At 73.6% G+C, this 26,239-nt stretch carries 19 protein-coding genes; 5 read left to right on the top strand and 14 right to left on the bottom strand.

Features of this window, described 5'->3' with window-relative positions:
- Nucleotides 1–69: 69 nt before the first annotated feature.
- From AB0J71_RS06945 to AB0J71_RS06935, 3 genes are all read left to right on the top strand, one after another.
- A complete protein-coding gene (locus AB0J71_RS06945) occupies nucleotides 70–966 on the top strand; it encodes a GNAT family N-acetyltransferase (protein WP_364413172.1) in 897 nt (298 codons plus the stop codon).
- Nucleotides 963–2,072: an o-succinylbenzoate synthase gene (gene menC / locus AB0J71_RS06940; protein WP_364413170.1), complete on the top strand. Its 1,110-nt coding sequence runs from the start codon at nucleotides 963–965 to the stop codon at nucleotides 2,070–2,072. The genes AB0J71_RS06945 and menC overlap by 4 nt, the downstream gene beginning before the upstream one ends.
- A gap of 89 nt (nucleotides 2,073–2,161) precedes the next feature.
- A complete protein-coding gene (locus tag AB0J71_RS06935) occupies nucleotides 2,162–3,826 on the top strand; it encodes a helix-turn-helix domain-containing protein (protein WP_352326310.1) in 1,665 nt (554 codons plus the stop codon).
- On the opposite strand, the gene AB0J71_RS06930 is transcribed toward AB0J71_RS06935, so the two are convergent.
- From AB0J71_RS06930 to AB0J71_RS06900, 7 genes are all read right to left on the bottom strand, one after another.
- Nucleotides 3,804–5,879, bottom strand: coding sequence for a prolyl oligopeptidase family serine peptidase (locus AB0J71_RS06930; RefSeq protein ID WP_364413168.1), 2,076 nt, complete (start codon nucleotides 5,877–5,879; stop codon nucleotides 3,804–3,806). The genes AB0J71_RS06935 and AB0J71_RS06930 overlap by 23 nt on opposite strands.
- On the bottom strand, nucleotides 5,876–7,099 hold the full coding sequence (locus AB0J71_RS06925) for an erythromycin esterase family protein (RefSeq protein WP_364413166.1): 1,224 nt from the start codon (nucleotides 7,097–7,099) through the stop codon (nucleotides 5,876–5,878). The genes AB0J71_RS06930 and AB0J71_RS06925 overlap by 4 nt, the downstream gene beginning before the upstream one ends.
- Nucleotides 7,096–8,958 carry an ABC transporter substrate-binding protein gene (locus tag AB0J71_RS06920; protein WP_364413164.1) on the bottom strand — a complete coding sequence of 621 codons (1,863 nt, stop codon included), beginning with the start codon at nucleotides 8,956–8,958 and terminating at the stop codon, nucleotides 7,096–7,098. The genes AB0J71_RS06925 and AB0J71_RS06920 overlap by 4 nt, the downstream gene beginning before the upstream one ends.
- 59 nt (nucleotides 8,959–9,017) lie before the next feature.
- Nucleotides 9,018–9,905: an ABC transporter permease gene (locus tag AB0J71_RS06915; protein ID WP_352326316.1), complete on the bottom strand. Its 888-nt coding sequence runs from the start codon at nucleotides 9,903–9,905 to the stop codon at nucleotides 9,018–9,020.
- The gene (locus AB0J71_RS06910) at nucleotides 9,902–10,852 is read right to left on the bottom strand and encodes an ABC transporter permease (RefSeq protein WP_352326318.1); all 951 of its coding nucleotides are present in this window, start codon (nucleotides 10,850–10,852) and stop codon (nucleotides 9,902–9,904) included. Before AB0J71_RS06910 ends, AB0J71_RS06915 begins: the two co-directional genes overlap by 4 nt.
- Entirely contained in the window at nucleotides 10,849–12,909 is a 2,061-nt protein-coding gene (locus tag AB0J71_RS06905; protein ID WP_364413162.1) for an ABC transporter ATP-binding protein, read from the bottom strand. The genes AB0J71_RS06910 and AB0J71_RS06905 overlap by 4 nt, the downstream gene beginning before the upstream one ends.
- A 169-nt stretch (nucleotides 12,910–13,078) precedes the next feature.
- On the bottom strand, nucleotides 13,079–14,467 hold the full coding sequence (locus AB0J71_RS06900; RefSeq protein WP_364413160.1) for a serine hydrolase domain-containing protein: 1,389 nt from the start codon (nucleotides 14,465–14,467) through the stop codon (nucleotides 13,079–13,081).
- A gap of 220 nt (nucleotides 14,468–14,687) precedes the next feature.
- Between AB0J71_RS06900 and AB0J71_RS06895 the strand changes: the two genes are divergently transcribed.
- Nucleotides 14,688–16,535 carry a S8 family serine peptidase gene (locus AB0J71_RS06895; RefSeq protein WP_352330025.1) on the top strand — a complete coding sequence of 616 codons (1,848 nt, stop codon included), beginning with the start codon at nucleotides 14,688–14,690 and terminating at the stop codon, nucleotides 16,533–16,535.
- A gap of 229 nt (nucleotides 16,536–16,764) precedes the next feature.
- Here the strand turns inward: AB0J71_RS06895 and AB0J71_RS06890 are convergent, their stop codons facing one another.
- The 6 genes from AB0J71_RS06890 to AB0J71_RS06865 all read right to left on the bottom strand — a co-directional run bounded on the left by AB0J71_RS06890 (nucleotide 16,765) and on the right by AB0J71_RS06865 (nucleotide 23,434).
- Nucleotides 16,765–17,976 (bottom strand): NAD(P)/FAD-dependent oxidoreductase, encoded by a 1,212-nt coding sequence (locus AB0J71_RS06890; RefSeq protein WP_364413158.1) that lies wholly within the window; start codon nucleotides 17,974–17,976, stop codon nucleotides 16,765–16,767.
- A 217-nt stretch (nucleotides 17,977–18,193) separates the two neighbouring features.
- Nucleotides 18,194–18,652: a hypothetical protein gene (locus AB0J71_RS06885; RefSeq protein WP_364413156.1), complete on the bottom strand. Its 459-nt coding sequence runs from the start codon at nucleotides 18,650–18,652 to the stop codon at nucleotides 18,194–18,196.
- A gap of 2 nt (nucleotides 18,653–18,654) precedes the next feature.
- Complete coding sequence (locus AB0J71_RS06880) at nucleotides 18,655–19,245, bottom strand: hypothetical protein (protein WP_364413154.1); 591 nt, start codon at nucleotides 19,243–19,245, stop codon at nucleotides 18,655–18,657.
- 104 nt (nucleotides 19,246–19,349) lie between these two features.
- Complete coding sequence (locus AB0J71_RS06875) at nucleotides 19,350–20,306, bottom strand: NAD-dependent epimerase/dehydratase family protein (protein WP_352328907.1); 957 nt, start codon at nucleotides 20,304–20,306, stop codon at nucleotides 19,350–19,352.
- 439 nt (nucleotides 20,307–20,745) lie between these two features.
- Nucleotides 20,746–22,797, bottom strand: coding sequence for a SpoIIE family protein phosphatase (locus AB0J71_RS06870; RefSeq protein WP_364413152.1), 2,052 nt, complete (start codon nucleotides 22,795–22,797; stop codon nucleotides 20,746–20,748).
- Nucleotides 22,798–22,876: 79 nt separating this feature from the next.
- Complete coding sequence (locus AB0J71_RS06865; protein WP_352328904.1) at nucleotides 22,877–23,434, bottom strand: TIGR00730 family Rossman fold protein; 558 nt, start codon at nucleotides 23,432–23,434, stop codon at nucleotides 22,877–22,879.
- Between the two features lie 107 nt (nucleotides 23,435–23,541).
- On the opposite strand from AB0J71_RS06865, the gene AB0J71_RS06860 reads away from it, so the two are divergent.
- On the top strand, nucleotides 23,542–24,447 hold the full coding sequence (locus tag AB0J71_RS06860) for a polysaccharide deacetylase (RefSeq protein WP_364389603.1): 906 nt from the start codon (nucleotides 23,542–23,544) through the stop codon (nucleotides 24,445–24,447).
- A gap of 41 nt (nucleotides 24,448–24,488) precedes the next feature.
- Here the strand turns inward: AB0J71_RS06860 and AB0J71_RS06855 are convergent, their stop codons facing one another.
- Nucleotides 24,489–25,988 (bottom strand): alpha-L-arabinofuranosidase B, encoded by a 1,500-nt coding sequence (locus tag AB0J71_RS06855; RefSeq protein ID WP_364413150.1) that lies wholly within the window; start codon nucleotides 25,986–25,988, stop codon nucleotides 24,489–24,491.
- Between the last annotated feature and the right edge of the window lie 251 nt (nucleotides 25,989–26,239).

The following is a 26,239-nucleotide window of genomic DNA, read 5'->3' as shown; positions in this document are numbered from 1 at the left end:
GAACGGGACGCCGCCGCCCGGTGCTCGCCGACCAGCTACGGGACGGAGGCGGCTGCGACCATGACCGGCGTGACCGATCTCATCCGTGACCGTCGCGACTCCCGGCCCGTCGAGGCCGCGTGCGCCGCGGCGCAGGCCGCCGCCGACGACGCGGGCATCGACATCCGCCCCCTGGACAGCGTCGGCGAGCTGGAAGCCGTGCGCCGCCTGTACGAGCACATCTGGCGCACCGGCGAGAACAACCCTCCGGTGACGGCCGACATGTTGCGCGCGTTGTCGAAGGCGGGCAGTTACGTGAGCGGCGCCTTCGACGGCGACCGGATGGTGGGCGCCTGCTTCGGCTTCTTCTCCCCGCCGGCGCGCGCCGCCCTGCACAGTCACATCGCCGGCGTGCTGGCGGGCATGCAGGGCCGCAACGTCGGGTTCGCCATGAAGCTGCACCAGCGGGCCTGGGCGATGCTGCGCGGCGTCGGCGAGATCTGCTGGACCTATGACCCGCTGGTCCGCCGCAACGCCTACTTCAACCTGGCCAAGCTGGGCGCGGACCCGGCCGAGTACCTGCCGGACTTCTACGGCCCCATGGACGACGACATCAACCGCGCCGACGCCACCGACCGCGTCCTGGTCCGCTGGCGGCTGGAGACGCCCGCCGTCGAGGCGGCCTGCGCGGGCCGCCCGGCCGTGGCGGACGCGGCGGCGGCCAGGGCGGCGGGCGCGGCCGTGGCGCTGGAGGCGTCGGCGGCGGGCGGGCCGCTGGTCCGGTACGCCGGCTCGGACACCGTCCTGGTCGGCGTGCCGGGCGACGTGGAGGCGATGCGCGAGAGCGACCCGGCCCGCGCCGCCGACTGGCGCAGGGCGCTGCGGGACGTGCTGGGCGAGCTGCTCGGACAGGGCGGCCGGGTACGCGGCTTCGACCGGACAGGCTGGTACATCGTGGACAGAGTGGACAGACAGGAGACGGAGTGAAGATCACCGGGGTGGAGGTCCGCACGGTCGAGATGCCGCTCGTGACGCCGTTCCGCACGTCGTTCGGCACCGAGACGGTACGGCGGGCGGTGCTGGTGCGGGTCGTCACCGAGGAGGCCGAGGGCTGGGGCGAGTGCGGCGCGGGAACGGCGCCCCTGTACTCCTCGGAGTACACCGACGCCGCCGCCGACGTGCTGGCCCGGTTCCTGGTCCCGGCGCTGGCCGGCGTGGCGGACCTGGACGCGCACAAGGTCGCCCCGGCGCTGTCGGCGTTCAAGGGGCACCGGATGGCCAAGGCCGCGCTGGAGACGGCCGTCCTGGACGCGGACCTGCGCGCCCGCGGCGTCCCGCTGGCCCACGCGCTCGGGGCGGTGCGCGACAGCGTGCCGTGCGGGGTGTCGGTGGGCATCACCGGGTCGATCCCCGCCCTGCTCGACGCCGTCGCCGAGTACCTGGACGCGGGCTACCTGCGGATCAAGCTGAAGATCGAGCCCGGCTGGGACGTCGAGCCGGTCCGGGCCGTGCGCGAGCGGTTCGGCGACGTCCCGCTGCAGGTGGACGCCAACACCGCCTACGGGCGCGGCGACGCCCGGCACCTGGCGGAGCTGGACCCGTTCGGCCTGCTGCTGATCGAGCAGCCGTTCGCGCAGGACGACCTGCTCGGGCACGCCCGGCTGGCCGAGCGGATCACGACGCCGATCTGCCTGGACGAGTCGATCGTCTCGGCCCGCGCCGCCGCCGACGCGATCGCGCTCGGGGCCTGCCAGGTGGTCAACATCAAGCCGGGCCGGGTCGGCGGCCATCTGGAGGCGCGGCGCATCCACGACGTGTGCGCCGCGCACGACGTCCCGGTGTGGTGCGGCGGCATGCTGGAGACCGGCGTGGGCCGGGCCGCCAACGTGGCGCTCGCCGCGCTGCCCGGGTTCCTGCTGCCCGGCGACACCTCGGCCTCCGACCGCTACTACCGGACCGACCTGACGCCGCCGTTCCGCCTGGTGGACGGCCATCTCGCCGTGCCGACCGGCCCGGGGATCGGCGTAGCCCCGATCCCGGAGGTGCTGGAGGAGGTCACCGTCGCCAGCACGTGGGTGCCGATGCCGTCCTGAGCCGTTGGTCCGTTCCGACAGATCACCCGGTGGCATTTCGTCGTCCGGGACGAACGACGTGCCACCGGGGCGGCGCTAGCTTCGGAAGCGTGCTTGTCCCCATGACCGGCCTCCCGCGTGCCAGCCTGGGCCGCGTCCTGGAGGAACTCGGAACCACCCTGCTCCAGGTCGTCTGCGGCGACGCCGGGCTCGCCCGCGACATCGGCGGCGTCGTCATCCACGACCCGCTCGACGAGCCCGAGCTGCCCGCCGACGCGCTGGTCCTCGGCGTCGGCCTGCACGACCCGGCCGAGATCGCGCAGGTCGTGACCCGGCTCGGGCGGCACGGCGCCGCCGCGCTGGTCGTCCGGGCGCCCGTCGTCGCCGACGAGGGGCTGGTCGCGGCGGCGGGCCGGGCGGGCGTGGCGGTGCTGGCCTTCGCCCGCGGCGCGTCCTGGACGCACCTGGCCGGCATGCTGCGCGAGCTGACCTCCGACGGCGGCCGGCTCGGCCCCGCCGACGCCCACGCCTCGGGCCGGATCGGGTCCGGCGACCTGTTCGCCGTGGCCAACGCCATCGCCGCGCTGCTGGACGCGCCCGTCACCATCGAGGACCGCCACTCGCGGCTGCTGGCCTTCTCCAGCCGCCAGGAGGACACCGACACCTCCCGCGTGCGGACGATCCTGGGCCGCCAGGTCCCGGAGCAGTACACCCGCATCCTGGAGGAACGCGGCGTCTTCCAGGCGATCTACCGCAGCGACCGGCCCGTCTTCGTGGCGCCCCTGCCCGACCCCGAGGGCCGGCAGCCGCCCGCGCTGCCCCGGGTGGCGATCGCGGTGCGGGCCGGCGACGAGATCCTCGGCACGATCTGGGTCGTCGTCCCCGAGCCGCTGGGCGAGGAGCGCAGCCAGGCGCTCTACGAGGCGTCCAAGCTGGTCGCGATGCACATGGTGTGGCAGCGCGCGGACGCCGACATGGAACGGCGGCTGCGGGCCGAGCTGCTGGGCACCGCGCTGGAGAGCGGGCCAGGCTCCCTGGAGGCCGCCCGCCGCCTGGGGCTGAAGGACGAGCCCGCGGTCGTCCTCGCGCTGACCGTCGTCGGCCCGGCGGGCGAGAGCCCGCTGCCCGCCCAGCTCGCGGCCGAGCGCAAGCGGCTCGCCGACGCCTTCGCCATGCACCTGTCGGCCGTGCATCCGCGGGCCGCCGCCGCGCTGGTCGGCGACGTCGCCTACGGCATCCTGCCGCTGCCGCAGAACCGGCAGGACGCCGACGAGCGCGCGGTCCTGGTGGCCACCGAGTTCCTGGCCCGGGTCGGCTCCCGCCTGCGCCCGCTGGTCGGGGTGGGCCGGCCGGCCGGGGACAACTCGGCCCTGTCCCGCTCGCGTTCCGGCGCCGACCGGGCGCTGCGCGTGCTGCGGTCGGGGTCCGCCGGACGGCAGGTGGCCCGCCTGGACGACGTGCACGTGGACGCGCTGCTGCTGGAGCTGGCCGACCTCGTGCCGCGCGGCGACGTCCCCAGCGGGCCGATCGCCCGGGTCGTCGCCTACGACAGGGAGCACCAGACGAGCCTGGTCGAGACGCTGGACGCCTGGCTCGACGCCTTCGGCGACGTCTCGGTGGCCGCCGCCGCGATGTTCGTGCACCCCAACACGTTCCGCTACCGGCTGCGGCGCGCGGCCGAGGTGGGCGGGATCGACCTCGGCTCCCCGGACGCGCGGCTGTCGGCCATGCTGCAGCTGCGCCTGATGTCGATCAGGTCCGCTCCGGACGACTGACCGGGCCGCGCAGGCCGAGCGTGCCGATGAGGAAGGCCAGCCATTCGGCGTCCTGGGCGACCGCCACGTCATGGGGGGTGGCCGCGCCGTGCCCGGCGTCGTCGAAGACGTGCAGCAGGACGGGCTCGTCCCCCTGCTGGGCCGCCTGGAGGCGGGCGGCGAACTTGCGCGCGTGCCAGGGGCGGCAGCGCGGGTCCGTCGCCCCGGCCTGGAGGTAGACCGCGGGGAAGACGCCGGGGCGCACCAGCTCGTACGGCGACATCCGCAGCAGCCGCCGGACCTCCTCGGGATCGTCCGGGTCGGCCCACGCCTTGCGGATGACGAAGTCGAGGTACGGGTCGCGGGTGCCGCCGATCAGGTCCAGCAGCGGCGCCCGCGGCAGGACGGCCCGCCATAGCTCGGGCCGGGTGGTGACGGCGATCCCGCACATGAGCCCGCCGTCGGAGCCGCCGGTCAGCGCGAGCCGGTCGGCGGCCGTGACGCCTTCGGCGATCAGGTGCTCGGCGACGGCCACCAGGTCGGAGTCGCGGACGTGCCGCCGCTCCCGGTGCGCGGCCCGGTACCAGTCCCCGCCGAACTCGCCGCCCCCGCGCAGGTACGCCTGCACCAGCACGCCCCCGGCGGCGACGAAGGCGGCCAGGTCCGGCTGGTACTGGGGAAGCAGGGGCACGTTGGCCGCGCCGTACGCCGAGACGAGCACCGGCGCCGGCCGCGCCGGGTCCAGACCGGCCGGGCGCACCACGTGGTAGGGCACCGCGACGCCGTCGGCCGCCACCGCCCGCCCCTCCGCCACCTCGGCGTCGAGCGTGACCGCCGGGGCCGACAGGGTGTGCGGCGCGCCCTGGCCGGGCCGGTGCCGGTAGACGCCCCAGGAGCTGGTCAGCGTGGAGAAGGCGAAGACGAAGTCGGCCGCGGGCACGCCGGCGGCCAGGGCGGTCAGGGCGAAGAACGGGGCGGCGAGCGCGCCCCGGCCGGGCAGCGGCATCTCCCCGGCGACGGCGCCCGCGCGGTCGAGGATCCGGACCCGGGCGAACGTGCGGTCGAACTCGCTGAGGTACAGGTGCTCGCCGACCGGGGTGAGCGAGCGCAGCACGGTCTCGCCCTCGGGCACCAGCTCGGCCCATCCGGACGGGTCGTCCGGGTCGGCGGCGTCGAGCGGGATGGCGACCACCCGGCCGCGCGGCGCGCCGACGTCGGTCACCGCCACGTAGCGGTCGCCGACGACGTGGCCGGCGACCGTGCCGGCGCAGCGGGTGACGAAGGGCCGCCACGCGGACCCGGGCACGGACAGGTCGCGGACGGCGCACGGGATCGGGCTGCCCACCCGGTGCGCGGCCACGGCCCAGCGGCCGTCCGGGGAGAACTGGACGAGCGTGTACTCCCGCGAGCCCGCCGGGACCGGGATCGGCTCCACGACGGTCTCCCCCGGCGTCCCCAGGCGGTGGCTGAACACCGCCTGCCGGAACTCCTCCGGCGGGCCGGTGAGCGCGAGGAAGGAGAAGCCGCCGCTGTCGGGCGTCCAGGAGACGCCGCCGGCCCACGCGCTGTGCAGGACGTGGCCGGGGGCGTCGAGCGTGCGGCCGGTGTGCACCTCGACGAGCCGGATGGTGTTGTGCTCGCTGCCGTCGGTGCACACGCCGAGGGCCAGGACGCGGCCGTCCGGGGAGGGCGCGAGCCAGGACAGCACCGCGTCCTGGCTGCCGCCGAACTGCGCCAGGTCGGCCACCGTCCTGCCGGGGCCGTAGGGCTCGTCGGCGACGACCACGGTGGACGCCGTCCCGCCGGGCGGGGTGACCGGGCGGAACCAGCGGCCAGCCGCGTACCTGGGCAGGGCCGGGCGGGACCCGGTGTCGAAGGCCAGGATCAGGTCCCGGACGGCCGCCGGGTCCTGCCCGTCGTAGGCGACGGCGGCGGCCAGCTCGGCCTGCCGCCGCTGCCACCGCCGCACCTCGCGCGTCTCCTCCTCCAGCCACCGGTACGGATCGGGCACGCGGACGCCCGCGACGTCCTGGACGACCTCGACGGTGCGCGCGGGCGGATAGGAAAGGGTCACGACGACTCCGGCGATTCAGGATGGGCAGGACGGGCGGCGGCGAACTCGGCCTGGAGCCGTTCGAACGCGCCGGGGACCCGGCTGACCCGGCGGACGTGGATCAGGGCGTCGTAGGCGGCCGGGAAGTCGTCCACCGGGTCGAGGCCGCCGCTCGCGAGCGTGCCGTCGATCCCGTCGAACAGCTCGCCCGGCGCGCGGCGCAGGTCGACGACGGTCACGGGCGGGCCGAGCCGGTCGAGCGGCGCCTCCACGCAGTTCGGCGGCAGGGTGCGCGTCTCCAGCGAGACGTCGCAGTCGAACGGGCGCGGGGAGCGCTGCGTGAAGCGCACCTCCGGGCCGGAGCCGTAGGTCGTGCCGACGACGACCAGGCCGTCTCCCAGGGACGCGGCGAGCAGGCCGCCCAGCGTCGGCCGTCCGTGGAAGGGCGAGCGCCGGACGTGGGAGTTGTGGGCGCTGACGACGATCCGCTGCTCCCGTTCGAGCACCCATTCCACGGTCTCGGCCATGAACCGGTCCCGAGGGTAGGGCATGCCCATCGGCACGGCCTCCCCCGCCTCGGCCTCGTCGGCGAACGCCTGGAGGGAGGCCGCGCACCGGCGCAGCACCGGGTCCGCCGTCCGCAGCGCGCGCCCGGCCAGCTCGCGCAGCCCCGCGAGCAGGCGGGCCCGGCCGGCCGCGGGCATGGCCGCGTACCGGACCGCCGCCTCGGTACGGCCGCCCAGGTCGCTCAGGATCAGCAGCTCCTCGTCGCCCGGCCCGGCCGGCATGCGGTCCAGGCACGCGCGCACCGCCGGGCCGGGCGAGGTGGACGAGCCGGGCAGGTCCATGCCGTAGAAGGAGACCTGCGCCGGGCCCGCCGAGTTGCGGCGGCGCATCCAGCGCAGTTGCCGCCGCATCGGCTCGCACTCGCCGAACCGGTAGGTGATGCCGTCACGGGCGACCGGCGCGGCCGCGCCGGGCCCGCCGTGGACCCAGGCGTCCACGGCCAGCCCCTCGGCGAACCCGGACTCCATCACGAACGCCGAGAACCCCAGCTCGCGCACGAGGATGCGGAACAGCCGGTCCTTGAGCCGGTAGAACTCGGTGACGTTGTGCGCCCCCTCGCCGACGGCCACCACGCGGGCGTCGCCGACCAGCTCGCGCAGCGTGCGGGCGTCCGCGACGGCGGCGGCGGCCGGGTCGAGGTGGCGCAGCGGCCGGGCGAAGGCGTCGCGCGTCATGCGTGGAAGTACCAGAGCTCGGGCGTGTACAGGTAGCTGAGCAGGGCCCGGAACGACGACTGCGGGCCGGACAGCGTGTCCTTCCACACGACCAGGGTGTGCGGGGTCGGGAAGAACAGCACGGGCAGCTCCTGGGCGATCTTGGTCACCTCGGCCGACAGGGCCCCGGCGTCGGCGCCGAAGGTGGAGGCGTCGATGAGCCGGTCCACCTCGTCGTCGCGGTAGCCGCCCAGGTTGAAGCTGCCCTTGGCGTTGAACACCGTGTTGCTGCTGGGGTAGCCGGCCGCCAGGTAGAGCGGCCCGTAGTCCTGCATCGCCCACTCGTTCTTGTTCGCGGGCGCGAAGGTGTTGCCGTAGTTGGCGTACATGTAGGTGAGGGACTTGGTGACGATCTTGACCTCGACGCCGAGCTTCTTGGCCGCCGAGGCGAAGGCGACGTCCCGGGCGCCGACGTAGGCAGGGGTGTTCGCGGAGGCCAGGGTGAAGCTGATCTTCTGGCCGCGCGGGATGCCGGCGCCGCACTCGCCCGGCCCGGTGCCGGGCCGCACGCAGGTGGTGGCGCCGTTCGGGACCACCTCCCAGCCGTTGTCGGTGAGCAGCTTGGCCGCCGCCGCCGGGTCGTGCGGGTACGGCGGCGCGTCGCCGAACGCCGGCGGGTACGGCGAGCCGCTGCCCGCGGTGCTGTAGTTGGGCGAGCCGGCGCCGTTGTAGATGCCCCGGCCGGCGATGTAGCCCGGCTGGTCGATCAGGCGCTGGAGGGCCTGCCGCACGTACGGCTGGGCGATGATCTTGTCGAAGCCGTTCACGGTGTTGCCGAAGTTGATGGTCAGCGAGTCGAAGCGGGCGGGCGCGGGCGCGCCGTAGACGTTGAACCCCTTGGCCTTCAGCGCGCCGATCTGCGTGATGAAGCTGGAGTCGAGCGTGCCGACGGTCAGGTTCCCCGCCTTGAACTGGTTGAGCACCGCGGCGGCCGAGGTGAACGCCTTGAAGTCGACCTGGTCGAGCCGTGAGTCGCCGGGCCCGCTGTAGGACTCGTTGGGGGCCAGCGAGAACGAGCCGGTCGTCGGGTCGAAGCTCTTGAGCCGGTACGGGCCGTTGACCACCTGCCACAGCGGGTTGGTGGCGAACGTGGACTGCGACTCCGACTCCTTGGTCAGGTACTTGTAGATCGCCGTGGCGTTCTTCGGCTTGGTGTAGTCGAGGTGCGGGCCGCCCGCGCGGTCGATGTCCCACGCCTTGGACGGCATCACGTACAGCAGCGTCAGCATCGACATCAGGTACGACGGGTTGTACGCCGTCTCCAGTTCGAGGGTCAGCGTGTCGGGCGCGGCGGCCTTGGCGGTGACCCCGTCGGGGAACTGGCCCGGGGTGTAGAAGCTCCAGTTGGCCGGGCTCTCCGCGAGCGCCGCCTTGAGCAGCGTCAGGGAGAAGACGACGTCACCGGCGGTGACCGGGTTGCCGTCGGACCACTTGTAGTCCTTCATCTTGATGGCCACGGTCTTGCGGTCGGCGCTGTAGGCGGGCGGCTCGGCCAGGCTCAGCTCGGCGTCGGCCACCTGGTCGCCCTCGCCGCTGGGCCGGTAGAGGGAGCGCCACATCAGGCCGCGGGCGATGACGGTCCCGTTGGCGGCGGCCGGCGGGTAGGGGTAGATGTAGTTCGGGCTGAGGCCGGGGGTCAGCGCGACGGTGACCGTGCCGCCGTCCTTGGGCTTGCCCGACTGCGCCGGCTGGCTGGCGTACCCCGCGGCGGGGTCCTTCGCGGCGCCCCCGCCGCCGGTGCACGCTGTGGCGAGCACCGCCACCGCGGCGGCGAGCGCCACCGCCAGGCGTGCTCGCTGCTTTCCGGACACGTGCGTCATTGCAGGCTCCCTACATGTGGGGGTGGAGATGTCAGTCGGCGTTCATCGGTCGGCGTGCGTCAGTCGGCCCGGCGCCCGACGGCGTCGCGCAGGGCGTCGGCGAGCAGGTTGAGCGCCAGCACCGTCAGGACGATGCAGCCCCCGACCGGGTAGATCAGCCACCAGTAGTCGGCCGAGATGTAGGCGACGCCGCCGGCGAGCTGGCTGCCCCAGTCCTCGGTCGGGTACGTCAGCCCGAACCCGAGGAAGCCCAGCGCCGCCACGACCAGGATCGCGTCGGCGACCTGGAACGTGATGTTGACGATGATCACGCCGAGCGCGTTCGGGATCAGGTGGGTGAGGATGAGCCGCCGGCGCGAGGCGCCCATCACCCGCGCGGCCAGCACGAACTCCCGCACCCGCAGCGTCAGCACCTCGCCGCGCACCAGCCGGGCGGAGACCAGCCAGGAGAACCCGCCGATGACCAGACTCAGCGACAGCGCGTCGGCGTGGAAGCGGGCCGACAGGATCAGCACGAAGAACAGGAACGGCACCGAGAGCATGACGTCGACCAGCCGCATGAGGAACCCGTCCACGACGCCGCCGGCCAGGCCGGCGACCGCGCCGTACAGGGTGCCGATCGCGGTGGCGAACAGGGCGGCGAGCAGGCCGATCTGCAGCGACAGGCGGCCGCCGGCCATCAGCCGGCCGAGCACGTCGAAGCCGTTGGCGTCCGTGCCGAGCGGATGACCGGGGCCGGGCGGCAGGGCCGCGTTGACCAGGTCCACGTCGATCTGGTTGGTGCGGTGCAGCAGCGGCCCGAGGAAGCAGAACCCGGCGATCAGCAGCAGGAGCAGGCCGCCGGTCAGGCCGAGCGGGCTGCGCCGCAGCCCGCGCAGCACCGAGCGCCGGTTGCGCGCCGGGACGGCCTCGGCCTCGGGCCCGGCCTGCACGTTCTGTGTGGTCATTTCGTCAGCTCGATTCGGCGGTCGGCGGCGGCGACCACGAGGTCGGCGACGAAGTTGCCGGCCACGGTCAGGACGCCCCCGACGAGGGTGTAGGCGAGCAGCACCGGATAGTCCTCGCGTTGCAGGCTGTTGAGGAACAGCAGGCCGAGGCCGGGATAGTTGAACAGCGACTCGACGATCAGGTTGCCCGCCAGGAGCGTGGGGATGAGCGTGCCGACCAGGGTGACCAGCGGCAGGCAGGCGTTGCGCAGCAGGTGGCGCAGCAGGATCAGCCGCTCGGGCAGCCCCTTGGCCCGCGCCACCCGGATGTAGTCCTGGCCGAGCTGGTCCAGGGCCGCCGAGCGCTGGTACTGCGCGAAGACCGCGACGCTCGCCGCGGCCAGCGTGATGACCGGCAGCGCCATCGCCCGCGGATCGGTGAGGACGACCCAGGGCGAGTGCGACTGGGACGCCTCGGCCGGGAAGATCGGCAGCGCCTGGCTGAAGACGGCGATGAGGATCAGCCCGAGCAGGAACGACGGCGTCGCGTACAGCACGTACGAGACCGCCGTGAGCAGCCGGTCGGCGACGCTGTTGCGCCGGACCGCCTGCAGCACGCCGAGCGGCACGGCGATCACCAGCGCCACCGCCAGGCCGGCCGCCGAGAGCATCGCGCTGCGGCCGGCGTTCTGCCCGAGCAGGGTGGCCACGTTCTCGTTCAGCTTGTACGACCTGCCCAGGTCTCCCCGGGCGAGCTGGCCCAGGTAGCCGACGTACTGGGCGAGGACCGGGCGGTCGTACCCGTGCTGCCGGTTGAAGTCGGCGACCGCCTCGGGCGAGGCGCGCTGCCCCAGGACCACCCGCCCCGGGCTGTCCGAGACGAGGTGCAGCAGCAGGAACACCACCGCGGAGATGCCGAGCAGGACGACGACCGAGATCGCCAGGCGCCGGACGACGTACCAGGTCATGACCGGGAGGCTCCCTTCAGCGGGGTGGCCGCGGGTTCGAGCGGCTGGAGCGGGTGGTGGCAGGCGACCTGGTGGCTGCCGGTGACCGGCCGCGGGAGGGGTTCGGCCTGGGCGCACAGGTCGTCGGCCAGGGCGCAGCGGGTGCGGAAGCGGCAGCCGCTGGGCGGGTCGATCGGGCTCGGCAGCTCGCCGCGTACGCGTTCGCCGCGCGGCTGCGGGGCCCGCGGGTCCGCGTCGGGGACGGCGGCCAGCAGGCCGGCGGTGTAGGGGTGGGCGGGGGCGCCGTACACCTCTTCGGTGGTGCCGGTCTCGACCAGTTTGCCCAGGTACATGACGCCGACCCGGTCGGCCAGGTACCGGACGACGGCGAGGTCGTGCGAGATCACCACGCTGCTGAGGCCGCGTTCGAGCTGGACGGCGCGCATGAGGTTGAGCACCTGGGAGCGGATGGACACGTCCAGGGCGCTGACCGGCTCGTCGGCGACCAGCACCGCCGGGTCCAGGGCCAGGGCGCGGGCCAGGTTCACCCGCTGCCGCTGCCCGCCGGACAGCTCGTGGGGGTAGCGCTCCATGACGCCCGCGGGAAGGCCGACGTCCCGCAGCAGCTCGCGGGCGCGGGCCGTGCGGTGGGCGCGGTCGCCCGCGCCCTGGATCGCCAGCGGCTCGCGCAGGATCGTGCCGATGCGCATGCGGGGGTCGAGGGCGGCGCCGGAGTCCTGGAACATCATCTGCAGCCGGCTCCGGCGCGGTCCGAGCGCCCGCGCGCCCATCCGGCTGACCGGCTCGCCGTCGAAGATCACCTCGCCGGCGGTGGGCCGGTCGAGGGCGACGAGCATCCTGCCCAGCGTGGACTTCCCGCACCCCGACTCGCCGACCAGCCCGAACGTCTCCCCCGCCGCCACCTCGAAGCTCACGCCGGAGACCGCCTTGAGGGTGCGGCGGGCGCCGAACAGGCCCCTGCCGCCGACCGGGTACTCGCGCCTGAGGTCGACGACGCGCAGCCGCGGCGCGGGCTCAGGGGACGCCGCGGGCTCCACCGGACGGGTGCGGAAGCGGCTGCGGACCCGGTCGGCCGGTCCGGTGGCCGGGTGGTGGCAGGCGTGGACGTGCCCGCCGTCCTCGGCCACGGGGGCCGGACGCTCCTCGCGGCACCGGTCGGTGGCGGCGTCGCAGCGCGGCGCGAACGGGCAGCCGGGCCCGGCCGCGGTCAGGTCGGGCGGCGCGCCGGGGATGCTGAACAGCCGCTCGTCCCGGTCGTGGGTGAGCGAGGGGATCGAGGCCAGCAGCGCGTGCGTGTAGCGGTGCCGGGTCCGGGCGAAGAGCACGGGGGTGGGGGCGGTCTCGGCCAGGCGGCCGGCGTACATGACGCCGACGCGGTCGGCGTGCCGGGCGATGACGCCCATGTCGTGGGTGATGAGGATCATCGACATGCCGAGCCGGGACCGCAGGCCGTCCAGGAGGTCGAGGATCTCGGCCTGGATGGTGACGTCGAGCGCGGTGGTGGGCTCGTCGGCGATGACCACCCGCGGCTCGCAGGCCAGCGCCATCGCGATCATCACGCGCTGCCGCATGCCGCCGGAGAGCTGGTGGGGGTAGTCGTCCATGCGCTCGGCCGGGCGGGGCAGGCCGACCAGGGCGAGCACCTCGGCGGCGCGTTCGCGGGCGGCCCGCCTGGAGGCGCCGTGGTGCAGCCGGACCGGCTCGGCGACCTGCTCGCCGATGCGCCGGGTCGGGTTCAGCGCCGTCAGCGAGTCCTGGAACACCATCGCGATCTCGTTGCCGCGCAGGGCCCGGTAGCGCGCGGCGGGCAGGCCGACCAGCTCCTGGCCGCCGAAGTCGATCGAGCCGCCGGTCACCCGGCCGCCGGCCGGCAGCATGCCCATGATCGCGAGACCGGTCATGGACTTGCCGGACCCGGTCTCGCCGACGATCCCCAGGGTCTCGCCGCGGTTCAGCACCAGACTGACGTCCGAGATCGGGCGGACGACCCTGTCGCCGCGCCGGATCTCGACCGACAGATCCCGGATCGCCAGCACGCGATCGCTCTCCAAATCCATCCGACGATAGTGGGACCCGCGTCCCCGGCGGTGTTCGTCGCGGACATCGAACGTTGGGGCGGGGGTTCGTCCGGGCGTACCAACTGATCAGCGAGGTGCGGCGGCGGTTCGGCGGGCATGGCTACGGCCCGCCCGGCGCTCGGCGCGGGCGGGCCGTTCTCAGAGGGGGTCAGCCGGACGTGCGGCGGTCGGCGCGGCCGTCGTGCAGGTAGAGGGCGCGGCCGGTCCCGTCGTCGCCGAGGAAGGCGATCGGGGCGTGCGCGCCGCGCTCGGGTTCGAGGGGGATGAGCACGTCGTCGCGCCAGGCGGCCAGCTCGGTGCGGTACGGCACCTCGTCCAGGTCGGCGGTGATGCCCACGGGTGTCCGGCTCAGCCACAGCCGTCCGGCGCCGTCCACGGTCACCTCCGTCTCGCAGGTGCTCGACGTGTAGGTGCCGGCGTACCGGGCGGCGTTCGCGGGCGGGACGGGGGCCGGGCCGGGCGCCGGGGGCGCGGGCAGCTCGACCCCGCCCAGCTCGTCCAGCACGCGGCCGGTGATCTCGGCGAACACGGGCCGCGTCCGGCCGCCGTTGGCGACGACGACCACGGCCACGTCGCGCTCCGGCGCCACGCGCAGGCACGCCGCCTGGCCGACGGTGCTGCCGTCGTGGCCGAAGACCGCGCCGCCGGGCCGGTCGAAGAGCTCCCAGCCCAGGCCCCAGGCCGTGCCCTGGTCGAAGTCGGGCAGCCTGACCTGCGGCCGCCGCATCTCCGCGACGCTCCGCGCGCTCAGCACGCGGGCGCCGTGCGGGCCGACGCCGCCGGCGAGGTGCATGCGGGCGAAGGCCAGCAGGTCACGCGGCGGCATCGCCAGCATCGAGCCGGCGGGGGCGTTCGAGCGGGCCAGCGCCCACACCGGGGTCGGCTCGTAGGGGCCGTCCGGGGTGCGCTGGACGTGGCCGACCGCCGTGCGGTGCACGATCGCCTCGTACGGGTCGCAGGCGGCGTGGGTCATGCCGAGCGGCGTGAGCAGGTGGTCGCGCAGGCACGCGTCGAACGGCTTGCCCCGCACGACCTCGATGATCCGGCCCAGCACGCAGTAGCCGGCGTTGTTGTAGGAGAACATCTCGCCGGGCTCGAACAGCTGCGGCACGTCGTGCAGGACGTCCAGGAACCGTTCGACGCAGTCGTCGCCCTTGCCGGTGTCGGTGAAGACGTCCCCTTCGAAGCCCGCGACGTGGCACATGAGCTGGCGCGGGGTGATCCGCCGGGCGGCCCGCTCGTCGCCGATCCGGAACCCAGGGAGGCGGTCGCGCACGGGCGCGTCGAGGTCGAGCAGGCCCTCGTCGGCCAGTTGCATGGCCAGCGTCGCGGTCAGCACCTTGGTGATCGAGCCGATCTGGAACAGGGAGCCGGGGGTCGCCTCGACGCCCGTCGCCGTGCTCAGCGTGCCGGCCGCGACCTCGATCGTCCGGCCGCCCGCGTGGACCGCCACGGCGGCCCCGGGCACCTGGTTCTCGGCGAGCAGTCCACCCAGCCGGTGACGCAGCCACGCATCGATCTCCTCCAGCTCCGGCACCGGTGTCCCCCCTGGTCGACTTCGCCCGACCCTAGAACCGGCGGGGACCGTCCGGTTCGTCCACCGCCACTATGACGGCCTCGCTTCTTCGTCGGAACGACCCAGACCGATGTGATCTATGACAGATATTTCAGTATTGCCTGACTGGCTGTCATATGCGATGTTCCGCTCACAAGCCGCATGAGCGCAGCTCATGTCACCCCCGGAGAAAGGCGTTTCCATGCGTCGAATCTCAACCCTGTTAGCCCTGGCCTCCGGCGTCTGCCTGGCAATGTCCGGCTGGGCCACCGCCGCCGAGGCCAACTCCCCGGCCGCCGCCGACCAGCAGCGCTACATCGTCCAGCTCTCTGGCGTGTCGCGGGCGCAGGTGGCGAACGAGGCGCAGCAGCAGGTCACGGCGCACAAGGGCGTACTGGTGGGAACCTACCGGTACGCCTTCAACGGCTACTCGGCCCTCCTCACCCCCGAGGAGGCCGCCAAGCTGAAGGGCGAGCCCGGTGTGCTCACCGTCGAGCCCGACCACGAGGTGCACGCCTTCGCGCAGACCGTACCGAGCGGCATCAAGCGCATCTTCGCCGACCAGAACATCAACCTCGACATCGACGGCACCGACGACGTCCGCGTCGACGTGGACGCGGCGGTCGTGGACACCGGCGTCGACCTCGACCACCCCGACCTGAACGTGGTGGCCAGCACCAACTGCACCAGCGGCGTCTGCTCGGGCACCGGCGACGACGACAACGGGCACGGCAGCCACGTGGCCGGCACGATCGGCGCCATCGACAACTCCGTCGGCGCGGTCGGCGTCGCCCCCGGCGCCCGCATCCACGCCGTCAAGGTGCTCAACTCGGCGGGCTCGGGCACGCTGGCCGGCATCGCCGCCGGTCTCGACTGGGTCGTGGCCAGGGCGAGCACCATCGAGGTCATCAACCTGAGCCTCGGCTGCCAGGGCTGCAGCAGCTCCGCGATCAGCAACGCGATCACGAACGCCACCAACGCGGGCATCGTCGTCGTCGTGGCCGCCGGCAACAGTTCGGCCGACGCCTCCGGCTTCTTCCCCGCCAACCACCCCGACGTCGTCACCGTCTCGGCCGTGACCGACTTCGACGGCCAGCCCGGCGGCCTGGCCGGCACGATCACCGTGCCGTGCCGCACCGACGGCGCGACCGACACCGACGACACCCTCGCCTGGTTCTCCAACTACGGCACCACGGTCGAGGTCGCCGCCCCCGGCACCTGCATCTACTCCACGTGGATGAACGGCGGCTACAACACCATCAGCGGCACCTCCATGGCCAGCCCGCACGTCGCGGGCGCCGCGGCCGTGCTGACCAGCGGCTCGAACAAGCCCACCACCCGGGCGGGGGCGCTGGCCGTACGGGACAAGCTCAAGGCCACGGGCAACCTCAACTGGACCGACGACGCGTCCGACGGGGTCAAGGAGCCCCTGCTCGACGTGCACGACGCCACGCAGTACCCGCCGACGACCGGTGGCAACCAGTCGCCGGTGGCGAGCTTCACCCAGTCGTGCGACAACACCACGCGGGCGTGCTCGTTCAACGGCTCCGGCTCCAGCGACCCGGACGGGACCATCGCCTCCTACGCGTGGACCTTCGGCGACGGCTCCACCGGCAGCGGCGCGACCGTGTCGCACACCTACGCCGCCGCGGGCACGTACACCGTGGCCCTCACCGTGACCGACAACGGCGGGGCCACGAACACCACCAGCAAGAGCATCACGGTCGGGACCACCCCCGGGAACTGCACCGGCTACCAGACGCCGTTCTCCGGCAACCTGACCAGCGGGCAGAACGTGTACTACCCGAACAGCTCCGGCTACACGGCCGCCGCCGGGACGCACCGGGCATGCCTCGACGGGCCCTCCGGCGTGGACTTCGACCTGTACCTGCAGAAGCAGGGCATCCTCGGCTGGACCACGGTGGCCAGCAGCGCGGGCAGCGGGCCTGACGAGTCGCTGACCTACAACGGCACGGCCGGCACCTACCGCATCCGCGTGTACGCGTACAGCGGGTCCGGCGCCTACACGGGCGGCTACACCAAGCCGTAACCACCCACCCCCGCGACCCCGTGCCCCACACGGGGTCGCTCCCCTTTCCGGCCTCCCACGCTCTTTCACACAGGGTCGCTCTCCGCTCCCGCGTTCTGTCACACGGGTCGCTCTCCACTCCCCGGCCTGTCGCGCTCTGCGGCCCGGCCCCATCCGCGTCCGGCCCGATGGCGGTACGCCGCGTCCGGGGCCCGCCAGGGCGGCGCACGAGACTGGCGCGCCGGGATCGTCAGGGTCGCGGGACCGCGTCCACCCTCGCCGTGAGCCTGGGTTCGAGCTCGGGGAAGGAGCCGTCGCCGAACAGGATCCGCGCTGCCAGCGCCCGGCCGGCACGGGTGCGCAGGACGGTCACCGCGGCCTCCGCGGCGACCGGCGACCGGATCCCCGCCAACAGCCGCCGCAACAACAACCGCCCCCGGAACCGGGCCCGCAACGAGGCCCCGTCGTACCGCTTCAGCACCTCCCGGTCACCGGTACGCAGATAGTCGGCGATCACCGCCGCGGCCAGCTCGGACATCCGCAGGCAAGGGTCCAGCCCACCGGCCGTCAGGGGCGACACCGCGCCCGCCGCGTCCCCGACCAGCAGCCCGTCCGGGCACGCCAGCCGCCGCAGCACGCCCCCGACCGGGATCGGGCCTCCCCGGCGCTCGACCGGCCCGGCGGGCGCCGCGCGACCGGGCGCGTCGGCGGCGAAGGCGTCCAGCAGACAGCGGACGCCGGCCCGCATCGCCCCCGGCTCCCCCGCGACACCCACGTGGGCGTGCCGCCCGTCGTCCACCACCCACCCGAGGTATCCCGGAGCCACCCGGGGATCCAGCACGCAGTGGAACGCCGGAACGCCCGACCCGGGCGCGACCGCATGGACGATCTCGGCGCCGACGAGAAAGCGCCGGTTGACGTCGAGACCGAGATCACGCGCCACCCGCGACCGCGCCCCATCCGCCCCCACGACAAACCTGACCCCCACCACCTCCACCCCCGCAACGCCGTCCACGCCGTCCGCGCCCTCGGCACCCTCTGCGCCGTCCCCGCTCCCAGCGCCGCTTGTGCGCTCCAGTCGTACGAGGCCCGATGAGCTGCCTACGTACCGGACGCCCAGCAGGACGCGGGCGCCGGCCGACTCCGCCGCGCGGCGGGCGTGCTCGTAGACGGCGGCCATGTCGGCCACCCGGAACTCGTCCCGGTCGCTGGTGAGCCGGATCGGCGAGCGCCGCGACGGCGGATACAGCAGGACGTCCCGGACACCGGGCCCGAGCAGGTGGCTGGGCAGGTCGAAGTCGTCGAGCGTGCGACGTACGAAGATCCCGGTGGTCCGCACGCCGGCCGACAACGACCTGCGGCGGTCGACGACCATGACGTTCAGCCCGCGCCGGGCGAGCAGCCGGGCCGTGCTCAACCCGGCCAGCCCCGCCCCCACCACCAGGACATCCACTGTCTGCATATTCCAGGACGTTAGGCCCGAACCCCGGCCCAAGGGCCGGTCTGCACGGCACCCGCTCCCAACCTTCACACCCCCACCACACCCCCGGCGGCACCTGCACTCAGGACCCGAGACCGACAGTAGGGCCGCACACCGCGCACAGCAGGCCAAGGCCCCCAGCACCCCCCGCACAGCGGGCCAGGGCCGTCAGCACATCGCGCACAGCAGGCCAAGGCCGTCAACGCACCGCGCCCACGACCGCCTTGCCCTCGCGGGCCGCCGCCGCGTAGAACGGCGCCAGCGCCTCCAGCCCTTCGTACGCTCCGCCCGCGTGACCGGCGCCGAACCCCCACCCCTCCTCGCCCAGGCCCCGCGCGACCGCCGCCACCTGAGCGGGAGCCAGCACGAACGGCGGACCGTAGCCGACTTCGCACCCGGCCACGTCGTTAGCGCCGTCCTCGCCGGTGGCCGCCGCCAGCCAGGGGAAGCACCGCCTCCATCGCGCGGTGCCGTGCTCGGTCTCGGCCCGCCCCTCGGCGATGGCGGTGAGCGAGCGGTGGTCGTCCGCGAACACGTCCGTCTCCAGAGGGAGACCACCCGACCGGCCCTCCAGGACGGCCCCGATGAGGGCGGGGTCGGCCCGTACGGACTCCAGCAGCGCGGCCTCGATCTTCGCGAGGCTCAACCTCATCGACATGATCAGGAATCGTACGCGGCGCCCGGCCCGTCCGGACGTTCCTGGAACGCGGCGAACCGCCCCCGATCCACCACGATCACCTTGTCGCCCGCGTACCCGTCCAGGTCCGCGGCGTTCCAGCTCTCGCCTGGCCTGATCCGGTGGAAGCGGAACGTCGCGCTGGTCTCGTTCGCGCTCACGACGCAGCGCACCGGGACGGGCGGGTGCAGGGCGCGGGCGAGCCGGCCCACCTCCAGGGCGAGCGCCACGCCGTGCAGCAGCAGCACGCGCTGGCCCTCGTCGCCGATCACGGGCACGTGGCCGACGGTGACGACCTGGACCGGGACGAAGTCCTCCAGGTGCAGGGAACTCCGGTCGCACTCCCAGCCGGTGAGGTCGTGGAAGGGCGCGGGGGCACGTTCGGCGCCGTCCGTCGAGGCGGCCCAGCCGAGCACCGCACCCCGCCGGACGAGCCCCTGGGCCACCCGTTCCCGCAGGCCGGGAGCGAGGCCGCCCGGCGGCGCCGGCAGGCCCGAGCCGCCCGGCATGCCGAGCAGACCGGCCGCGGAATCGTTCATCGTCACGCGCAGCACGCCGTCCATGATCCCGCTCACGGCGCCCACGCGAGCGGCCGGGTGCCCGAAGGGCTGAGGGCCCGGTAGGGGCCGACGGCGGCCGAGGGCCCCAGGTCAGGGAGCCGGGGGCCGGGGGACCGAGGTCAGGGAAGCAGGTGGAGGAGTTCTGTCTCTTCGTCGGGGGTGAGGCCGGCGCGGGTCACCTCGTGGCCGGAGTCGCGCAGCCAGGCCAGCGTGTCGCGGGCCGTGTCGGCGACCGGGCGGATGCGCAGACCGGCGGCCAGCGTGGCGGAGGTGTCCCGGGCCATGAACCCGGCGTATTCCGGCAACGGCAACCACAGCGGCAGCGAACGCGGCCCGGCCCACGGCTCGACCTTGTGCCCGGTGAGGAACGCCTGACCCGCCCAGACGAGCTCCGGCGCCACCGCCAGCCCCTCGGCGATGCCCGCCAGCAGCTCGCCCCTGGTGAAGGGCATGGAGATGCCGTCGTAGGGGCCGGTCAGGCCGGCCTGCGCCGCGTCGAGCGTCCAGGCCGCGAGATCGCGTACGTCGACGAGCTGCACCAGATCGCCGGGCGAGCCGGGAGCCAGCACGCGGCCGCCGCGCGCCAGCCGCTCGACCCAGTAGGTGAACCGGTCGGACTGGTCCTCGGGGCCGACGATCAGCCCGGCCCGTACGTGCAGCGCGCCGTCGCCGAGGATCTGCTCGCACGCCACCTTGGCCGGCCCGTAGTTCGCTGGGTCGCTCTCGTCGGCGCCGGCGGGCAGCGGGTCGTGCAGGACCTGGCTGACCCGGGTCGCGTCGGAGTAGACGCTGCACGACGACACGAACGTGTAGTGACCGGCCCGGCCCGCCAGCTCGGTGACGGCACGCCGCACCTGGCTGGGCAGCCTGGCGACGTCGACGACCAGGTCGAACGCCCCCTTCAGCGGCGCGAGCCCGCCGTCTTCGGCCCGGTCGACCCGGACGAACTCCACGCCCGGGGGCGGCTGGCCGGCCACGCCGCGGGCCGCGCACACCACCTCGTGCCCGCGATCGCGGGCCTGCCGCGCGATCTCCCTGGACAGAAATCTCGTGCCGCCAAGAACAAGTGTCCGCATGCCTGCCATCCTGGCCCACCCGGCCCGTCCGGACCCCCGCCCTTCACTTCCAGCGCAACACTCCCCCGGCGGCTGGGCGGCTGGGCCGCAAAGGGATGGATCACATCGAACGGTCATGTATCCACGTAGCGGCGGACATGCTCGTGTAGACGTACGCTTCCTGCCGCCGGCCGGCGCGGGCTTCTTCGGCAACCCGGCCGCCCGGACGGTTCTTCGCGCTCGGGTGCACCGGGCTGATCGTCACGGGCGCCGCCGCCGCGTGGCTGGGCGCTGCCCCGCCGCGGGCCCCCGGCTCTGGGAGCCCACGCGCGACCCGGCCCTCCAGGCCATGGGACGTGAGACCGCGGCCGCCCTGCTGGCCGGGGACTCCGCACGGGCGATCCGCGACCATGGCGCTCTGCGCGACCTGTGCGCGGTCACGGGCAGGCTGCCCTCCTGATCACTCCTCCTCCGCGGGCGGCAGCCGCAGGGCGATGACGGCGATGTCGTCGAGGCCGGTGCTGGGCAGGCCGCTGAGCACCTGGTCGCAGAAGCTGTCCAGCGGCTCGGCGGCCAGCGACTCCGCCACCCGGCGCAGCCGGCCGAGACCGAGGTCCAGGTGCTCGCCCGACCGTTCGATGAGCCCGTCGGTGTAGAGCAGCAGCGTGCTGCCCGGCGGCAGCGGCTCGGTCCAGGAGGCGCGGGTCTCGCCGTCGGAGAAGCCGAGCAGCGGGCTGACGGCTTCCTCCAGGAAACGTCCGTGGCCCTGGGCGGTGACCAGCAGGGGCGGCGGATGCCCGGCCACCGCGAACCGCAGCCGGTGGCCGCCGCCGTCCTCCTCGACGCGGGCGAACACGCACGTGGCCGTGACCTCGGAGGACAACGACTCCATCGCGATGTTGAGCCGGGTCAGGATCTCGCCGGGCGGTTCGCAGCGGTCCATCGCCAGCGCCCGGAGCATGTTGCGCAACTGGCTCATCAGGACGGCCGCCGACAGGTCGTGCCCCGCCACGTCGCCGATGACCAGCGCCGGGACGCCGTCGGGCAGGACGAAGGAGTCGTACCAGTCGCCGCCCACCTCGGCGGCGCTGGGGCTGGCCCGGTAGCGGGCCACGATCCGCAGGCCGGGCAGGCGCGGCGGCTCGGCGAGCAGGCTGTACTGCAGGGCCAGCGCGACCTGCTGGGTACGCTGGAAGCGGATGGCCCGGCTCAGGGCGTCGTGGGCGTGGCCGAACATGTTGCCCAGCAGCGTGATGTCGGCCCGGTTGATCGCCGGACGGTCCCCGCACGTCACCACCCCGACCACGGCGGGCACCGCGCCGTCGACCACGACCGGCAGGACCAGCATGCTGTTGGCGCCGCTGGCGGCCAGCCACGCGCGGGTGCCGGCCGGCGCCAGGTCGGGCGGCGGGCACCCGGCGGGGAACGTCTGCAGCACGGGCCGCCGCCGGCGGACGACCGCCACGAAGGCGTTGCCGTCGTCGAGCTGCTCCTCGCTGTACGGCGACAGCGGCACCATGCCCTCGCCGACCGCGCTGGCCAGCCGCTCGACGACGAACGGCGCCTCGCCGCGCCGATCGCCGGTGAGGTCGGTGATGAGGTAGACGCTGCAGCCGTCGGCCAGCTCGGGCACGATGACGTCGGACAGCGCCCCGAGCATCTCCTCCAGGCTGCCGAGCTGGGCCGTGGCCGCCGCGGCGCGGTCGAGCAGGCGCTGCCGCCGCTGCTCCTGCCACTGCTCCTCGATGTCGCTGCACGACCCCACCCACTCCACGACCTCGCCGTGCTCGCAGATGGGCACGGCGCGCATCTCGAAGTGCCGGTAGGAGCCGTCGGCGGTGTGCAGCCGGTAGACGTGCTCCCAGGTCTCGGTGGCCCTGCTGACCGCCCGGGACCACGACCTGATCGTGTCCTGGCGGTCGTCGGGATGGACCATCTTCAGCCAGCCCTGGCCGCGGTGCCCCTCCCACGGCTGGCCGGTGACCCGCTCCCAGCTCGGGCTGGGCTCCTTCACGTAGCCGTCGCGGGTGGTCACCCAGACGATCTCCGCGCTGACCTTGATCAGGCTCTCGTAGCGGCGCAGGATGCGGCGGCGCTCCTCGGCCAGCGCCTCGATCCGGCGGGCCGCGGTGACCTGCTCGGTCACGTCCATCACCACTTCGAGCACGCCGTAGTCGCCCGGCCCGAAGACCACGCGCGACAGGCTGGAGGTGAAGACCCGCCGTTCCTCGCACTGCGGCCCGACGACGTACTCCGGCTCCGCCGTGGTGACGAACGGCTCGCCGGTGGCGTAGACGTGGTCGAACTGCGCGCGGAAGTGCACCTGGACGAACTCCGCGAACGCCTCCTCGATCGGCAGCCCGGTGCGGCTGTCGGCGAACAGGGAGCGGTAGGCGGCGTTGGTGTAGACCAGGCGATGGTCGGGGCCGCGCGCGACCGCCACGCCGACCGGCGCCGGTTCCAGCACCTCGAACGCCAGCCCGCTGCCCGCGGGCTCGCCCTCAGCCCCCATCGTGACCTCCCCCGACGGCCACAGCCTCCCTCCCCCCTACCCGCGCTCCCTCCGCCCCGAACGCGCGCCGTGGGGCCGGTCAGCCGCCGGCGCCCGGCGGGACCAGGCCCGACTGCTCCTCCAGGTAGGCGATCGCCCCGACGCCCTCCTCAGCGAAGAACACCAGCTCGGTGAGGGGCAACGGCAGGAAACCCTCCGCCTCCATGCGCTGGAACTGCTGCTTCAGCCCGTCATAGAAGCCCGCGGTGTTCAGCAGCACGACCGGCTTGCTGTGCAGGCCGTGCTTGCGCAGCTCCAGGATCTCGGTGGCCTCGTCGAGCGTGCCGCTGCCGCCCACCATGATGACGAAGCCGTCGGCGCGGGACAGGAGCTGCGCCTTGCGCTCGGCCAGGTCGCGGGTGATCAGCATCTCGTCGGCGCCCGGCCGTGCCTTGTGCGCCAGGAACTCGACCGAGACGCCCACCAGGCGGCCGCCGGCCTGCTGCACGCCGTCGGCCATGACCTTCATCAGGCCGCTGTCGGAGCCGCCCCACACCAGGGTGTGCCCGCCCTTGCCGATGAGCTCGGCGAACTCGCGGGCGGGGCGGGTGTAGCGCTCGTCGAGGTCGGCGGCGGAGCAGAAGACGCAGATGTTCACGCCGCAACTGTAGGCGAACCTGCCCAGGCCAGGGCACCTGGGAAGGATCTGCCCAAGATCCGTCGAGCCCGGTGCCCGTCCGTCGCGGCGGGGGTACGTCCTGGTCCATGAAGAAAGCCATCAACGTCTGCTTCGGCGTGGACGTGGACGCCGTGGCGGGCTGGATCGGCTCGTACGGCGGCCAGGACTCGCCCAACGACATCCAGCGGGGCGTCTTCGCCGCCGAGGTCGGGACCCCGAGGCTGCTGCGCCTGTTCGCCCGCGAGGGGATAAGGACGAGCTGGTTCGTCCCCGGACATTCGGCGGAGTCGTTCCCCGACCAGATGCGGCGGATCGTCGAGGCCGGGCACGACGTCGGCGCGCACGGCTACATGCACGAGAACCCGGTCGCGATGTCCGCCCAGCAGGAGGAGGACGTCCTGGCGCGCAGCCTGGAGGTGCTGGACAAGGTGCTCGGCGTCCGGCCGCGGGGTTATGTGGCGCCGTGGTGGGAGATGTCCGCGCGGACCGTCGAGCTGCTGCTGCGCTACGGCTTCGGCTACGACCACTCGCAGTCCTACCGCGACTTCCAGCCCTTCTACGCCCGCAAGGGCGAGCAGTGGACGCACATCGACTACGAGCAGGCCGCCTCCACCTGGATGAAGCCGCTCGTGCCCGGCCAGGAGGTGGACCTGGTGGAGTTCTCGGCCAACTGGTACCTCGACGACCTGCCGCCGATGATGTTCATCAAGAGCTCGCCGAACAGCCACGGCTTCGTCAATCCGCGCGACCTCGAACAGCAGTGGCGCGACCAGTTCGACTGGGTCTACCGCGAGCTGGACTACGCGGTCTTCCCCGTCACGCTGCATCCCGACGTCAGCGGGCGTCCCCAGGTGCTGCTGATGCTGGAGCGGCTCATCGCGTACATGCGCGGGCACAAGGGGGTCACGTTCATGTCGATGGCCGAGGCCGAGATCGACTTCCGCGCCCGCTTCCCCTTCGACGGGCGGGCGCGCCCGGCCGACATGCACTGAGCCGTCCCCGGCCAGGGGCCGGGGACGGCTCGGGCCCCCGTCTATGCCAGGGGCGGCACGATGGCCCAGCTCACGTCCGCCGCCCAGGAGGCGGTGTTGTCGAAGGCGTGCGAGCCGCCGTTGCTCGCGATGTAGACGGTGTTGTCGTAGTGGCGCAGGAACCGGTCGGGGAAGTTCGCGGCGGCGAACGACGTGCCCTGGCCGCTCCTGCCGGCCTGCGGGCAGAAGGTGGCGTCGGCGGCGAACAGCGCGCTGCCGTCGTCGTGCTGCCGGTAGAGCTGGTAGTTACGGTGCCGCAGGTAGTCACCGGGGTAGTTCCGCGACTCGAACGACACGCACGAGCCGCCGGCCAGCCCGCTGCGGACGATCCACGTGGCGTCGCTCCTGTCCAGCGACGAGCTGCCGGAACCGATCACCGATGTGACGACCTGGTCGTTCTGGTGGCGCAGGTAGCGGGTGGTGCAGCAGGCCGTGGTCGCGCGCAGCGAGACGGACGCGCCGGGGGTGAGCGTCCCGTCCGCGCCGCCGCCCGTGGTGGTGTAGCCGGCGGCGACGATGTTCGCCTGCACGGCGTTCTCCGTGGCGTTCGAGGGGTAGCCCGCGGTCATCACGCCCTCGTAGAAGGTGCCCGCGGAGCCGTTGCTGTTGTCGCCGCCGATCCCCAGGATGATCGCGCCCTCCTTCTTCATGGGGTTGTAGCCGGGGGCGTTGGGACGGGGACCGTCGTAGTAGGTGGACAGGCCGCCGGACTGGGCGTTGCCGGCGCGGATCGCCCAGTGGTTCGGCTCGCCCTTGACGACGGCGGTCAGGTAGCGGTGGCTGACGCTGGGGTCGCCCGGGTTGTAGCCCGGGTTCACGCCGGAGAACAGGCCGTTCTCCAGGTCGGCCATGACCCAGGGGCCGTTGCCGGCGCCGTAGCCCCAGACCTTGATGTCGCCGAAGTAGATGGCCTCCATGGTGCCGTTGCCGTTGTCGCGGCTGTTGGTCTCGGCGTTGCCGTAGTCGAAGCAGCAGCCGCCGTTGTGGTGGGTGCCGTCGAAGACGGCGTACATGCCTTCGGGCTGGTCGCCCTTGGCGATGCCGTTGGTGGAGTTGTCGCGGTAGCCGGTGCCGGGGGTGACGCGCACGCCGTACGCCTTGTGGCCGTTGACCATGGTCGGGGCCGCGGTCGCGATCGCCAGGTTGTCGTACCCGCCGGGCGCCGGGCCGGGGAAGCCGCCGGGGGGCGCCTGGGTGAGGTGGTTGCCCCGTCCGGACTGGTCGTAGAGCACCGTGATGAGGCAGGTCGTGCCGGCGCAGAACGTGTCCTGGGCGGCGGCGTCGGCGTAACCGCCCGCGGCGAGCAGGCCGACGTCGCGGGTGGCGTTGTCGGAGGAGCGGCGGACCTGATAGAGCGGGCCGTTGTAGGCGGCGTACAGGGCGCGGGTCGTGCTGTGGGCCGCCACGCAGGGGGTGCCGCCGGCGGCGTAGATGTCGCACGCCTGCTGGGCGGCGGCCCGGGCCGCCGAGGGGGCGCCGGCGAGCAGCCCGGCGACGAGCACGACGGCGGCTCCCGCCTTTTCGAGAATGCTTGATGCGGACCGGGACCTCATCACTCGACCTCCGCTTCTCCAGGAAATTCCAGGCACGGGAACGCGCACTCGCGCGCACGCCACAAATGCCCTCCGACCTGCCGCGTCACCGGGATTGTCGCGGCGATGTTATCGCTAACATAATGAGCGGCAAGAACCTCCGGACAGGGATAAGAGACTTGACCGGCCCACTATGAAACGAAATCCCGCAACCCGTCAAG

This window comes from Nonomuraea sp. NPDC049637 (assembly GCF_040675235.1).
Classification (GTDB): Bacteria; Actinomycetota; Actinomycetes; order Streptosporangiales; family Streptosporangiaceae; genus Nonomuraea.
The sequence above is the reverse complement of the archived record's forward strand: the minus strand, read 5'-3'. Positions and strand labels throughout refer to the sequence as shown.